We start from the raw sequence: 13,009 nt of genomic DNA, 5'->3' as shown, positions 1-13,009 counted from the left end.
ACGGGCTTTTGCAAGCTACAACGCGGTATGGGCCAACGGCTACTGCCGCCGGCACGGGGACGACATTGGACAATTTGTCCAATGCCGGATTGCTATGGCTTTGGCGAAACTGTGCACGCATAATGGGACGAGGACAATCGCGTTCCGAACTTGAGCTCGGTGGCGACGAACAAGATGGCTGAAACTTCGACTGCCGAAACGGACAGCAGGCTGATCGGCTCGCATCACGGCCAGGTCAGCGCTGGCGATATCGCGGTCGGCGTGATCATCGGCAGGACGTCGGAGTTCTTCGATTTCTTCGTCTATGCGATCGCTTCCGTGATCGTATTCCCCAGGCTTGTCTTTCCGACGCACGATCCGCTGGTCGGAACGCTCTATTCCTTCGCGATCTTCGCGCTGGCCTTTATCGCGCGTCCGTTCGGCACGGTGCTGTTCATGGCGATCGACCGCGCCTATGGCCGCGGCGCCAAGCTGACGATCGCGCTGTTCCTGCTCGGCACCTCGACCGTCGCGATGGCGTTCCTGCCGTCCTATGAAGACGTCGGCGCGGTCGCCGCCTGGCTGCTGGCGCTGACCCGGTTCCTGCAGGGCCTTGCGCTTGGCGGGACATGGGACGGATTGCCCTCGCTGCTGGCGCTGAACGCGCCGCAGAACCGGCGCGGAATCTATGCGATGATCCCGCAACTCGGCGCGCCGATCGGGCTCATCGTGGCGAGCTCGCTGTTCGCCTTCTTCGTCGCCAATCTCTCGGCCGATGATTTCTTCGCCTGGGGCTGGCGCTATCCGTTCTTCGTCGCTTTCGCAATCAATGTCGTGGCGCTGTTTGCCAGGCTGCGCATCGTCGTCACGCCAGAATTCTCGAAGCTCTACGAGAGCGGCGACCTGCAGCCGACCCGCATCAGGGACATGATCAGCACGGAAGGCCGCAACGTCGTCGTCGGCGCCTTCGCGCCGCTGGCGAGCTTCGCGCTGTTCCATATGGTGACGGTGTTCCCACTGTCCTGGGTTTTCCTGTTCACCAATGAGGGGCCGGAGCGCTTCCTGGTCATCGAGGCGGTGAGCGCGCTGTTCGGCATCGCTGCGATCGTCGCATCGGGGCCGCTGGCCGACCGCGTCGGGCGTCGCGCCCTGCTCGGCGGCGGCGCCGTCGCCATCGCCGCTTTCAGCGGTTTTGCCCCGCAGCTTCTCAATGGCGGCACCGTCGGGGAGGCGGTGTTCATGGTGCTGGGCTTCATCCTGCTCGGCTTGAGCTTCGGACAATCCTCGGGCGTCGTCGCGTCGAGCTTCTCGCGCCAGCACCGCTACACCGGCTCGGCGGTGACGTCGGATCTCGCCTGGATGTTCGGCGCCGGCTTCGCGCCGCTTGCCGCGCTGCTGCTCGCTGGCACGTTCGGCCTCATCGCCGCCGGCGCCTATCTGCTTTCAGGCGCGGCCTGCACGCTGATCGCGCTGTGGATTGACAGGCAGGCGTCCACGACGGGCCGCTAGTACCCGGCCGCTAGCACGTTGTCGCAGGCGGCCAATCAGACCTGGTAGAAATCCCGATACCATTCCACGAAGCGCGGAACGCCGACCTCGATCGGGATCGTGGGCTTGAAGCCGGTCACCTCCTCGAGCGAGGTGATGTCGGCGTAGGTCGCCAGCACGTCGCCCGGCTGGAGCGGCATCAGGTTGCGGATTGCCTTGCGCCCAAGCGCGTCTTCCAGCACGTCGATCAGCCGGCTCAGCTGGACGGGTGAGCTGTCGCCGATGTTGTGGATCCTGTACGGCGCATTGCTGGTCGCGGGATCCGGGGTAGCGCTTGTCCAATCGGTATTGGGCGTCGCGGGATGCTCCATGACGCGGATTACGCCCTCGACGATGTCGTCGATATAAGTGAAGTCCCGCTGCATGTTGCCATGGTTGAAGACGTCGATCGGCTGGCCGGCGAGGATGGCCTTGGTGAAGATGAACAAGGCCATGTCGGGCCGACCCCACGGACCGTAGACGGTGAAGAAGCGCAACCCAGTGGTCGGCAGCCCGAACAGATGGCTGTAGGTGTGGGCCATCAGCTCGTTCGCCTTCTTGCTGGCGGCATAGAGGCTCAAGGGATGGTCGGCGGAATCATGGACCGAGAACGGCATGCGCGTGCTGCCGCCATAGATCGAGCTCGACGATGCATAGACGAGATGACCGACAGTGGCCTGACGGCAGCCCTCCAGGATATTGAGGAAGCCGTCGAGGTTGCTGCGCGCATAGACGTGCGGATTGGTCAGCGAATAGCGGACGCCCGCCTGCGCGGCGAGATTGACGACGATCTCCGGCGCTGCGGAAGCAAAGACCGCCGAGACGCCGTCGCGGTCGGCGAGATCGACATGCTCGAAGCGAAAGTTCGCGGACGCTTTCAGCCGGTCGAGCCGCGCCTGCTTCAGGGCAACGTCGTAATACTCGTTCATGGAATCGAGGCCGACAACCTGCCGGCCTTCGGCAAGCAGCCGGTGGCAGAGGTGAAAGCCGATGAAGCCGGCCGCGCCGGTGATCAGTATGGGTCTGCTCGACGTCAATCCATGCCCCCAAACCTTGTGGTCAGACCGGACCGATCTTTCGCCGACAGCCCGCGGGCACGTCCGGAATTCCTCAAGCCGGTCGAGAACTTGCGCCTTTTATGGCAGGCCGTCGACGAATTCAACGATACGCCTTTCTCCGCCGTCCGACACGACTTACCGGTCCTTGCGGCGCCAGTGGCTGCAAGGCTGGCGCGGGCGGATGCGGCAGCAGCGTACCGAGCCCGTCGACCTCAGCCTGCGCCAACCCGTCATCCCACCGCTCCGGAACGGAGGCCGCCTCGTATATGGTTTCAGTCAGCTCGATCATGGTCGCCTGGAGACGATGTGGACGGAGCCGGCCCGGGAGCTCCAGTATCCGACTGCGGAAATGCAATCTCAAGCCGATGCTGATATGCGAGCGCGGTCAGGGATCGGATCCATTCATGCAGAATGAGATTGCGCTCATGAGGCCAGTTGAGGGTTTTATTTTCTTGGTGATCTTCCTTTGCTGAGGCAAACTGCTAGCGGGCTGTCAGGAGGAGAAATGAGAGCACGCGCGGCGACGGTCGGAGACCTGGAAGATGTGTTCCACGGCCTGTCCAAGCGGATGTCGGACGAATATGTCGCGGCCGGCAAGGACAGCAAAAGCGCCTATGACAATCTGATGATGAATTTGAAGGAAGGCCGGGCGCACGCGCTTGTCGAGGGTGACAGGGCCGTCGCGATCATCGCCTGGCATGAGCATGCGGACGCCGCCGACACGCTGTTCGCGGCGCGGGAGGATTTCTTCAACGCCGCGACGGTCCGCTTCTGCAAACGGCACATCCGCCATGTCCAGGCGCTTGCCGGCAACCTTCCCATCCATTCGCGCAGCTGGCTGGACAGGCCGGACGTGGCGAAATGGTTCCGCGTGATCGGCTATGTCGACCGTGGGCGGGAGAACGGCGCCCACCTGTTCGAGCTGCCGCCAGCCGCCAATAGCTGACCAAAACGAGGCCATTCCTTGCAGCTCTTGGCTTGCGCGAAAACCCGATTGGAAAGATTGTAGGCGCAGGCAGCCGGGCGACCTGGCACGCCGGACGGGGTATGGCTGCTGGAAATGGGGATGTTGCGCGTCTGCCTGGCGGTTGTCGCCATCGCTGCCCTGATGACACCATCAGTGGCGGAACCGCGTGCCTCCCATCTTTTTGACCGAGCTGACCTCACGGCAGCCTATTCGGGGCAACCCGATCTCGTCACCGCGTATGCGACCGGCATGGCGCGCTACCGGTTTCAATATTCGGGCCCCGCAACCCAGGCCGGTTTGGCCGCGCCGCTCGAGCCTCGCCTACTGCGGCCTGAATTCCAGCAACGGACATGGCGTTCGGCGGACGGCAGCCTGCTTCAGGGATTTGCCGGCAAGGGCGGCTTTCGCCTGACCACGGGCAACTGCGTGAACCGCCTCTGCGTGGCCAGCGAGTGCAGCGAAGCCGGCTGGCCGCTCTATGCCTGCAGCGACGGGCGCAAGCGCAAGATGTCGGTCCAGAGCTTCGTGACGGCAACATTCGACGGCGTCCCCTACCGGCGGCTGAGCGCGCCGAAGGATCAATGATTTCCCGGCGCCGACCGTCTCCAAAAATCGATCTTACTTCACACGAAGGTTGCGCATGCGCCGCGCCGCATGGCATCTGTCGGGCAAATGACGAGCAAGCCCCTTGGACAGCCTTCTAAGGCCGCGCGGCGATCCACCGCCGGGAAGGTCAGCCTCAACCGGGCGCTGTCGAAGCTCGGGTTCTGCTCGCGCAAGCAGGCTGAGCTTTTGATCGCCAAGGGGCGCGTGCGGGTGGGCGGCAAGGTGGCGCGCGACCCTGCGCTGTGGGTCGATCCCGAGCGCGAGAGCATCACGGTCGACGGCGAGCGCATTGCGGCCGAGCGCAAGGTCTATCTGATGCTCAACAAGCCGCGCGGGCTGGTCACGACTCGCGATGATCCCGAAGGCCGTGGCACCGTCTATGACTGCCTTAAAGGGCTCGACCTGCCCTTCGTGGCGCCGGTTGGCCGGCTCGACAAAGCAAGCGAGGGGCTGCTTTTGATGAGCAACGACACGCGCTGGGCGAACGGTTTGCTCGACCCCGCCTCGCATGTCGCCAAGACCTATCATGTGCAGATTGCTTCAGTGCCTGACGACGCGATGCTGGAACGCTTTCGCCAGGGCTCGGCCGTCGACGGGGAGTTGCTTACGGCAAGCTCGATTGCGCTGTTGCGCAGCGGCGGGCGGACAGCCTGGCTGGAAATCGTGCTCGACGAAGGTCGCAACCGGCAGATCCGCAGGCTGCTCGGCGCTTTCGATATCGAGGTGCTAAGGCTGGTTCGCGTGGCGATCGGCGGTCTTCAGCTCGGCGAGCTTGCCAAAGGCAAGGCGCGGCATCTGACGAGCGAGGATCTGGCGACCCTGGCGATTTGACGAGCCGGGCGCTCTCCCCTCACCCGGATTGCCAGCCGAATTGCGAAAGGCAATCCGGGGCAGTCCGACCTCTCCCCGAGGGGAGAGGAGTTCGCCAGCGCGGCGCCAACCTCTTCTCCCCTCGGGAAGAAGGTGGCCGCGAAGCGGCCGGATGAGGGGGAGTCGTGCTCGCTACTTCTGGTTCCACCGCCGGATGACCGGCTCCGTCAGGTCGTGCTCGTAGCCGAGGATGCTGAGGCTGGCGGTATCGAGCACGAAATGCTCGCCCCCTTCCGGCGGCAGGCCGACCCAGCGCGCCGCGAGAACACGCAGGAAATGCGAGCTGGAGAAGACGAGCACATTGCCGGCAATCGCGCGCAGCCCGGCGATGATCGCGTCGGCGCGGGCGCCGACATCGGCCGCCGTCTCGCCGTCAGGACAGCCGTCGCGGAACAATTGCCAGCCGGGGCGCTTCGACAGGATTTCCTTGGTCGTCACGCCCTCGTAAGCGCCATAATCCCATTCCTGCAGGTCCGGCTTCTTAACCGCGCCCTCGCCGAAGCCGGCCAGGCGGCAGGTGTCGAAGGCGCGCTGCGAGGGGCTCGACCAGACCGCCTGGAAGGTCAGGCCCTTGAGCCGGTCGGCCACGCCGCGCGCGGCCTCCTCGCCTTTCGCCGTCAGCGGGATGTCGGTGCGGCCGGTATGCCTGCCCGAGAGGCTCCATTCGGTCTCGCTATGACGGACAAGATAGATCTCGGGATACGCGCTGCTCATTGACCGCCCTCGGCTGAATGCTTCGCCGGGAATCCGGCTCGCGCACCCTATGCGGCAGCCGGCAAAAAGAACAGGCCGCGGCTGAGCCGCGGCCTGCACAGGCTTGGGAGGGATGCCTAACTTGCCTGTCACTCGGCCGGCAGCAGGCCGCCGGACAGCGCGAGATCCGCCTCTTCCGGCAACTGGCCGGCCATGGCGGCGGCGAATTGCTTCTGGTCGAGCTCGCCTTCCCAGCGCGCCACGACGATGGTCGCCACCGCGTTGCCGACGAGATTGGTGAGCGCGCGGCACTCAGACATGAAGCGGTCGACGCCGAGGATCAGCGCCATGCCGGCGACCGGCACCGAAGGCACGACCGAGAGCGTGGCGGCCAGCGTGATGAAACCGGCGCCGGTGATGCCGGCCGCGCCCTTGGAGCTCAGCATGGCGACGAGCAGGAGCAGGATCTGGTCGCCGAAGGTGAGCGGCGTGTCGGTTGCCTGGGCGATGAACAGCGCAGCCAGCGTCATGTAGATGTTGGTGCCGTCGAGATTGAAGGAATAGCCGGTCGGGATGACCAGGCCGACCACCGAGCGGTTGCAGCCGGCACGCTCCATCTTGGCCATCAGGCCGGGAAGTGCGGCTTCCGACGACGAGGTGCCGAGCACAAGCAGCAGCTCTTCCTTGATGTAGCGGATCAGCGCCAGGATAGAGAAGCCGTTGTACCATGCGACGGCGCCGAGAACGACGAGCACGAACAGCAGCGACGTCAGGTAGAAGGTGCCGATCAGGAAGGCGAGGTTGGCGATCGTGCCTATGCCGTATTTGCCGACGGTGAAGGCCATGGCGCCGAAAGCGCCGATGGGGGCTGCCTTCATCAAGATGGCGACGAGGCGGAAGATCGGCGAGGTCAGCGCCTGCAGGAAATCGACCACGGGGCGGCCGCGTTCGCCGACCAGCGCCAGCGCGATGCCGAACAGCACCGAGAAGAACAGCACCTGCAGAATGTCGCCCTGCGCGAAGGCCCCGGTGATGGTGTCGGGGATGATGTTCATCAGGAAGCCGACGATGGTCGTGTCATGCGCCTTCTCGGTGAAGGTCGAGACCTTCGAGGCATCGAGTGTCGCGGGATTGATGTGCATGCCGGCGCCGGGCTGGATGACGTTCGATACAACCAGGCCGACGATCAGCGCCAATGTCGAGAAGACAAGAAAGTAGATCATCGCCTTGCCGGCGACGCGGCCGACCTTGTGCAGGTCGGAGACGCCCGCGATGCCGGTCGCGACGGTGAGGAAGATCACAGGCGCGATGACCATCTTGACCAGCTTGATGAAGGCATCGCCGAGCGGTTTCAGCGAAGCGCCCAGATCGGGGTAAAAATGGCCAAGCAGGATGCCGGCGGCGATCGCCACCAGGACCTGCACATAAAGATGCCGGTAAAAGGGAACCTTGCCGCGCGGTTCGGCGGCAGCGATTGCTGTCTGCATGATATCCTCCGTTCGGCCCCCGATCGAGAACGCTCGACCTCCCAGGGGGCTGTTAACCTTCACAGCCTCGCGGCTGCTGCGGACCTACCTGCAACGCGCGTGCCAGATGGCGCCCGGAGTTTCGCTTCGTTGATTTTGCTGAATTTTTCGAGCTCGTGAGGTGCCTTTTCCGCGGCATCAGTGCGGTTATCCGCATAGGTAGAATTGCGCCTTGTGCGAAAACATGCACAAATACGCCATGCTGCAACGCCCCGCCGCTGCTCTCGCTTCGACGCCCGAACTGCTTGCCAGGCGGGCGCGGCGCGCCTGGCTGCTGTTCACGGCGGTGGCGCTGGCGATCGTCGCGGCAGCGCTCTACGGCGCCGGCCTCTATGGCCGCTCGACGGAGATCGAGGCATTAGCCACGCAAGGACGCACGGACGCCAATCTCAAGGTCGCGCTGCTGCGCGCGGTGCTGGAAAATCCGCGCGCGCTGCCGCTGCTCCTGTCGGAGGACCAGCAGGTCAATGACGCGTTGACCCAGCGAAGCCCTGCCGCGATCGACGTGCTCAACCGCAAGCTGGAAGGGCTGGTTTCCGGCACCAAGGCCTCGGTGCTCTACGTCACCGGCACCGACGGTCTGGCGATCGCCTCCAGCAATTGGCGCGAACCGGTGAGCTTCGTCGGCAGCGACTACAGTTTCCGTGCCTATTTCTCAGGCGCGATGCAGACCGGCACCGCCGAATATTTCGCGCTCGGCAATGTCAGCAAACGTCCCGGGCTCTACATCTCGCGGCGCGTCGACGGCGCCTCAGGGCCCCTCGGCGTCGTCGTGGTCAAGATGGAGTTCGACCAGCTCGAAGCCGACTGGCACGAAGCAAACCGGCCGGCCTATGTCAGCGACGCGCATGGCGTGGTGCTGATCACGAGCGTGCCCTCCTGGCGCTTCCTGACGACGGAGCCGCTTAGCCGGCCGGTGCTCGCCGAAATCCGCGCCAGCCAGCAATTCGGCGATGCACCTCTGGTGCCCTTGCCGATGACGAGGCCGCAGGCGCTGAGCTCCGATGTCGCGCTGGTCCATGCCATCACGCCCGGAGGCAGCGATGCGGAATATCTGCGGCTCTCGACCGCTGTGCCGTCGACACCGTGGCAGCTCGACTATCTTGTTCCAGCCGAAGCGCCGGTCGCCGCCGCGCAGCGCGAAATGCGGCTCCTGGCGCTGGGCGTCCTTGTGCCGCTGATCGCCTTGGCCGCCTATCTGCTTTGGCGCCGGCAGTCCGCCCAGATGCGGATCGCCGACGAACAGGCGGCGCGCGCCGAGCTGGAGCGGCGCGTCGTCGAGCGCACGCAGGATCTCAGCCTGGCGCGCGACCGGCTGCAGGCCGAGATCGCCGACCATCGCAGCACCGAGGTGAGGCTGCAGGTCATGCAGCAGGAGCTGGTGCAGGCCAACCGGCTTGCCACGCTTGGCCAGGTCGCGGCCGGCGTCGCGCATGAGATCAACCAGCCGGTGGCGACGATCCGCGCCTATGCCGACAATGCGCGCGTGTTCCTCGAGCGCAAGCAAAGCGCCTCAGCCGAGGAGAATCTTGGCGCCATCGCCGCGCTGACCGAGCGCATCGGAGCCATCACGGAGGAGCTGAAAGCCTTTGCCCGCAAGGGCCGCACCGCCGCCGAGCCCGTCGAATTGCGCAGCGTGATCGAGGGCGCAGTCGTGCTGCTCAGGAGCCGCTTCGCCGGCCGGTTGGATGCGCTGGCGATCAAACTGCCGCCATCGGCGCTGAAAGTAATGGGCAACCGGCTGCGGCTGGAACAGGTGCTGATCAATCTGTTCCAGAACGCGCTGGAGGCGCTCGATGGCCGTGATGGCGCAAGGGTCGAAGTCTCCGCCGCCGAAACCGGCGAAGACGTGGCGCTGGTCGTTTCCGACAACGGACCGGGTATCCCACCCGCGATCCTGAAATCACTGTTCACGCCCTTCAACACCTCGAAGGAGAAAGGCCTTGGGCTCGGCCTGGTCATCTCCAAGGACATCGTCGCCGACTATGGCGGGCGCATCGAGGTTTCGAGCAGCGACCAGGGCACACGCTTCACCATCCATCTGTCGAAAGCCGGCGCAGCATGACGAAGCACAACCCAGCAACGGTGATCCTGATCGACGACGACAGCGACCTGCTCAAGGCGACAAGGCAGACGCTGGAGCTTGCCGGTTTTGCGGTGTCGGCCTATTCGGTGGCGAGCGAAGCGCTGGCGACGCTCGACCGGAATTTCGCCGGCGTGGTTGTCTCGGACATCCGCATGCCGGAGATCGACGGGCTGCAGCTCTTCGGCCGCGTCTTGCATCTCGACCCCGATATTCCCGTGATCCTGGTCACGGGGCACGGCGACATCGCCATGGCCGTCAACGCAATCAAGGACGGCGCCTACGACTTCATCACCAAGCCTTTCGCCACTGAGCGGCTGGCGCAGAGCGTTGCCCGCGCCGCCGAAAAACGCCGGCTGGTGATGGAGAACCGCGCCTTGCGCGAAGCGGCCGAGCAGGCGCAGGAGGGCTTGCCGCTGATCGGACAGACGCCGGCGATGGAGCGGCTGCGCCGTACGCTCAGGCAGATCGCCGACACCGATGTCGACGTGCTGGTGACCGGCGAGACCGGCTCCGGCAAGGAGGTGGTGGCGAACCTGCTGCATCGCTGGAGCCGCCGTGCCAATGGCAATTTCGTCGCGCTCAATTGCGGCACGCTGCCGGAGACGGTCATCGAAAGCGAGCTGTTCGGACACGAGGCCGGCGCCTTCACCGGCGCGCAGAAGAAGCGCGTCGGCCGTATCGAGCATTCGAGCGGCGGCACGCTCTTCCTCGACGAGATCGAAAGCATGCCGGCCTCGACGCAGGTGCAGATGCTGCGCGTGCTCGAAATGCGCGAGGTGACGCCGCTCGGCACCAATGAGGTACGCCCAGTCGACCTGAGGGTGGTCGCTGCCGCCAAACTCGATCTCGGCAATGCCAGCCAGCGCGGCGCTTTCCGCGAGGACCTCTATTACCGGCTCAATGTGGTGACGCTCTCCATTCCGCCGCTGCGCGAACGGCGGGACGACGTGCCGCTGCTGTTCGGCTATTTCGCCGAGCGGGCCGCCGCACGGTTCCGGCGAGCCGTGCCGGCGACCGCGGCGGCGGTCCAGCGCCATCTCAGGGAGCACGACTGGCCGGGCAATGTACGCGAGCTCGCCCATTTCGCCGAACGCTTGGTGCTCGGGCTTGACGACGTCGCCGAAACGCCTTCCCCCGCGGCAATGGAGAGCGACGCCGCGACGCCGTTGCCCGAACGGCTCGATCGCTACGAGGCCGACATCATCCGCGAGACACTTGGTCGCAATGAAGGCGACGTCCGCCGCACCATCGAGGCGCTCGGCATTCCGCGCAAGACCTTCTATGACAAGTTGCAGCGGCACGGCATCGTGCGCAGCGATTTTTCCAAATAGATCAAGCTCGTGGAACCCGATCCAATCTCCAGCCGTTGAGCTTGTCCGGCAAACCGTGGCACGTTGGCACCAGCCGGCCAGTGAACACATCGCCGCGATGGCGTTGCCGGGTTGCGCTTGGCAGGCGTTGATGGTTTGTTGCCGCCCAGCGGAGAACGAATGATGCGCGAATCCCTCGGTCAAGACGAATACGGCTCGGCCAACCCTTTCGATCCGGACGACCTGCCCAATCTCAACGCGATGGGGCCGGTGATGGGCGGCGGCAATGATTTCGAGAAATACGCGGTCGCCGTCATCATCGTCTTCGGCGCGCTGATCATCGGCGGCCTGATGGCCGCCTCCATGTCCTTCGGCCACCGCAATGGCTTCCTGTTCGCGCTCGGCGGCGCCACGGCGGCCTGGATTTCCGGCAATGCGCTGCTGCTCGACCGCCCGCGCATCTACGCGCTGTTTGTGGCCATTGCCGCCGTCATGCTGATCGCCTCGACCATCACGCTGGTGACCTGATCAGTTAGTATCCCAGCGCCTCGCCGGCAGCCGCGCGACTGTCCATGGCGCCGTTGTAGCGGGCGCCGCCGCCCTTCTCGATCTCCGCCAGACTCTTTCCGCCGACAAGGATGCCGGCCGCCCGGCCCCAGGTCTCGTCGCTGAGGCCGAGATGATAGCCCATGCCGGCAAGCAGCCGCTCCGTGTCCGGCGAAAGCCCAAAAGGCTCGACATAGACCGTGTCCGGCAGCCATTGATGGTGAATGCGCGGCGCGTCGATGGCTTCCTGGATGTCCATGCCGTGGTCGATGACGTTGACGATCGCCTCCAGGGTGATGGTAATGATGCGCGAGCCGCCCGGGCTGCCGATGACCATGAACGGCTTGCCGTCCTTCGTCACGATCGTCGGGCTCATCGAGGATAAAGGCGTCTTCTTCGGCTGAATGGCGTTGGCCTCGCCCTGGACCAGCCCGTAGAGGTTGGGCACGCCGGGCTTCTGGGTGAAGTCGTCCATCTCGTTGTTGAGCAGGATGCCGGTGCCTTCGGCGACGACGCCGGCGCCGAAGGAGCCGTTCAGCGTGTAGGTGACCGCGGCCGCGTTGCCGTCCTTGTCGATGATCGAATAGTGGGTGGTCTCCTTCGACTCGCCAAGACCCTTCGGCATCAAATCCTTCGAGGCGCCGGCGCGGAAGGGATCGATCTTGTCCCGGATGTCCCTGGCGTAGCCCTTGTCGAGCAGTTTCGAGACCGGATTGTCGACGAAATCCGGGTCACCCAGCGCCGAATTGCGATCGACATAGGCATGGCGCATCGCCTCGACCATGACATGGACCGTCTCGGCGGAAGCCGAGCCGAGATAGGAGAGCGGATAGCCCTCCAGGATGTTCAGAATCTCGCAGATGATGACGCCGCCCGAGCTTGGCGGTGGCGAGGAGATGATCTCGTAGCCGCGGTAGGAACAGGTGACCGGCTTCAATTCGCGCACCGCATATTGCTCGAAATCGCCCTTGGCGAGGATGCCGCCCCTGGCGCCGCTCGCCTTGACGATGGCGTCCGCAATGGCGCCCTTGTAGAAGGCGTCCGCCCCCTTTTGCGAGATCGCCGACAGCGAGGCGGCAAGGTCCGGCTGAACGAGCTTCTCGCCAATGCCATAAGGCTTGCCGTCTTTTTTCAGGAAGATCGCGGCCGCCGCCGGGTCCTTCGCCAGCCGGTCGGCGCTGTCGGCGAACCAAGCCGCGTCGCCCTGGTTGAGGACAAAACCATCCCTGGCGTAGGCAATCGCCGCCGCCATCAGATCCTGCCTTGAGAGCGTGCCATATTTCTCACGTGCCATCTCGAAGCCGGCGACGGAGCCCGGCACGCCGACGGCAAGATAGCCGTCGAGGCTGGCGCCTTTCACCGGATTGCCTTGTTTGTCGAGATACATGGTCCTGGTGGCGGCGAGCGGCGCGCGCTCGCGGAAATCGATGAAGGTGGTGCGACCGTCCTTCAGCCGGATAGTCATGAACCCTCCGCCGCCGATATTGCCGGCGTCGGGAAAGACGACGGCCAGCGCATAGCCGATCGCGACAGCGGCATCGACGGCGTTGCCGCCCTTCTTCAGCACGTCGACGCCGACTTCGGTCGCCAGATGCTGCTCCGTGACCACCATGCCGTGCTCACCCTTGGCCGGAACGGGCGACGCGGCGAAGGCGGCAACGGCCGGAATGAAGGCAGAGGCAAGCGAAAGGCTGACGGCGATCAGCGACCGGCGGGTCAAGGGCATGGCGGTGCTCCTGGCGTCGAAATGCCTAGGAAAAACCGTCCGGGCGAATTAGTCCAATAACAATTGAAGTAGCGCGAGAGACCCCCTCACCCGGATTGCCAAGTCGAATTGCAAG

The 13,009-nt window shown here is 64.8% G+C and carries 11 protein-coding genes; 7 read left to right on the top strand and 4 right to left on the bottom strand.

Features of this window, described 5'->3' with window-relative positions; genetic code table 11:
- The first annotated feature begins 174 nt into the window (after nucleotides 1-174).
- Complete coding sequence (locus EJ068_RS21740) at nucleotides 175-1,488, top strand: MFS transporter (RefSeq protein WP_127251949.1); 1,314 nt, start codon at nucleotides 175-177, stop codon at nucleotides 1,486-1,488.
- 35 nt (nucleotides 1,489-1,523) lie between these two features.
- On the opposite strand, the gene EJ068_RS21735 is transcribed toward EJ068_RS21740, so the two are convergent.
- Nucleotides 1,524-2,543, bottom strand: a complete 1,020-nt coding sequence (locus EJ068_RS21735; protein ID WP_189341912.1) for an NAD-dependent epimerase — start codon at nucleotides 2,541-2,543, stop codon at nucleotides 1,524-1,526.
- A 526-nt stretch (nucleotides 2,544-3,069) separates the two neighbouring features.
- Between EJ068_RS21735 and EJ068_RS21730 the strand changes: the two genes are divergently transcribed.
- The 3 genes from EJ068_RS21730 to EJ068_RS21720 all read left to right on the top strand — a co-directional run bounded on the left by EJ068_RS21730 (nucleotide 3,070) and on the right by EJ068_RS21720 (nucleotide 4,968).
- Complete coding sequence (locus EJ068_RS21730; protein WP_127251948.1) at nucleotides 3,070-3,510, top strand: hypothetical protein; 441 nt, start codon at nucleotides 3,070-3,072, stop codon at nucleotides 3,508-3,510.
- A 120-nt stretch (nucleotides 3,511-3,630) separates the two neighbouring features.
- Nucleotides 3,631-4,116 carry a hypothetical protein gene (locus tag EJ068_RS21725; protein ID WP_245463183.1) on the top strand — a complete coding sequence of 162 codons (486 nt, stop codon included), beginning with the start codon at nucleotides 3,631-3,633 and terminating at the stop codon, nucleotides 4,114-4,116.
- Between the two features lie 87 nt (nucleotides 4,117-4,203).
- The gene (locus EJ068_RS21720) at nucleotides 4,204-4,968 is read left to right on the top strand and encodes a pseudouridine synthase (protein ID WP_127386239.1); all 765 of its coding nucleotides are present in this window, start codon (nucleotides 4,204-4,206) and stop codon (nucleotides 4,966-4,968) included.
- A 171-nt stretch (nucleotides 4,969-5,139) separates the two neighbouring features.
- Here the strand turns inward: EJ068_RS21720 and EJ068_RS21715 are convergent, their stop codons facing one another.
- Together EJ068_RS21715 and EJ068_RS21710 are read right to left on the bottom strand one after the other, a co-directional pair.
- The gene (locus EJ068_RS21715) at nucleotides 5,140-5,721 is read right to left on the bottom strand and encodes a histidine phosphatase family protein (RefSeq protein ID WP_127251946.1); all 582 of its coding nucleotides are present in this window, start codon (nucleotides 5,719-5,721) and stop codon (nucleotides 5,140-5,142) included.
- 128 nt (nucleotides 5,722-5,849) lie between these two features.
- The gene (locus EJ068_RS21710; protein ID WP_127251945.1) at nucleotides 5,850-7,187 is read right to left on the bottom strand and encodes a dicarboxylate/amino acid:cation symporter; all 1,338 of its coding nucleotides are present in this window, start codon (nucleotides 7,185-7,187) and stop codon (nucleotides 5,850-5,852) included.
- A gap of 238 nt (nucleotides 7,188-7,425) precedes the next feature.
- Between EJ068_RS21710 and EJ068_RS21705 the strand changes: the two genes are divergently transcribed.
- The 3 genes from EJ068_RS21705 to EJ068_RS21695 all read left to right on the top strand — a co-directional run bounded on the left by EJ068_RS21705 (nucleotide 7,426) and on the right by EJ068_RS21695 (nucleotide 11,150).
- Nucleotides 7,426-9,291: an ATP-binding protein gene (locus EJ068_RS21705; RefSeq protein WP_245463182.1), complete on the top strand. Its 1,866-nt coding sequence runs from the start codon at nucleotides 7,426-7,428 to the stop codon at nucleotides 9,289-9,291.
- Nucleotides 9,288-10,643 carry a sigma-54 dependent transcriptional regulator gene (locus EJ068_RS21700; protein ID WP_127251944.1) on the top strand — a complete coding sequence of 452 codons (1,356 nt, stop codon included), beginning with the start codon at nucleotides 9,288-9,290 and terminating at the stop codon, nucleotides 10,641-10,643. The genes EJ068_RS21705 and EJ068_RS21700 overlap by 4 nt, the downstream gene beginning before the upstream one ends.
- 159 nt (nucleotides 10,644-10,802) lie before the next feature.
- On the top strand, nucleotides 10,803-11,150 hold the full coding sequence (locus EJ068_RS21695) for a hypothetical protein (RefSeq protein WP_042637278.1): 348 nt from the start codon (nucleotides 10,803-10,805) through the stop codon (nucleotides 11,148-11,150).
- 4 nt (nucleotides 11,151-11,154) lie between these two features.
- On the opposite strand, the gene ggt is transcribed toward EJ068_RS21695, so the two are convergent.
- Nucleotides 11,155-12,894, bottom strand: a complete 1,740-nt coding sequence (ggt, locus tag EJ068_RS21690; RefSeq protein ID WP_127386412.1) for a gamma-glutamyltransferase — start codon at nucleotides 12,892-12,894, stop codon at nucleotides 11,155-11,157.
- Between the last annotated feature and the right edge of the window lie 115 nt (nucleotides 12,895-13,009).

The organism is Mesorhizobium sp. M2A.F.Ca.ET.043.02.1.1 (assembly GCF_003952405.1).
Classification (GTDB): Bacteria; Pseudomonadota; Alphaproteobacteria; order Rhizobiales; family Rhizobiaceae; genus Mesorhizobium.
This window is presented reverse-complemented; position numbering and strand designations above follow the sequence as displayed.

Bases quoted from the DNA above. Each gene is read 5' to 3' on its own strand.
- EJ068_RS21740 (WP_127251949.1), top strand. From the start codon at position 175: ATGGCTGAAACTTCGACTGCCGAAACGGACAGCAGGCTGATCGGCTCG.
- EJ068_RS21730 (WP_127251948.1), top strand. From the start codon at position 3,070: ATGAGAGCACGCGCGGCGACGGTCGGAGACCTGGAAGATGTGTTCCAC.
- EJ068_RS21725 (WP_245463183.1), top strand. From the start codon at position 3,631: ATGTTGCGCGTCTGCCTGGCGGTTGTCGCCATCGCTGCCCTGATGACA.
- EJ068_RS21720 (WP_127386239.1), top strand. From the start codon at position 4,204: ATGACGAGCAAGCCCCTTGGACAGCCTTCTAAGGCCGCGCGGCGATCC.
- EJ068_RS21715 (WP_127251946.1), bottom strand. From the start codon at position 5,721: ATGAGCAGCGCGTATCCCGAGATCTATCTTGTCCGTCATAGCGAGACC.
- EJ068_RS21710 (WP_127251945.1), bottom strand. From the start codon at position 7,187: ATGCAGACAGCAATCGCTGCCGCCGAACCGCGCGGCAAGGTTCCCTTT.
- EJ068_RS21705 (WP_245463182.1), top strand. From the start codon at position 7,426: ATGCTGCAACGCCCCGCCGCTGCTCTCGCTTCGACGCCCGAACTGCTT.
- EJ068_RS21700 (WP_127251944.1), top strand. From the start codon at position 9,288: ATGACGAAGCACAACCCAGCAACGGTGATCCTGATCGACGACGACAGC.
- EJ068_RS21695 (WP_042637278.1), top strand. From the start codon at position 10,803: ATGATGCGCGAATCCCTCGGTCAAGACGAATACGGCTCGGCCAACCCT.
- ggt (WP_127386412.1), bottom strand. From the start codon at position 12,894: ATGCCCTTGACCCGCCGGTCGCTGATCGCCGTCAGCCTTTCGCTTGCC.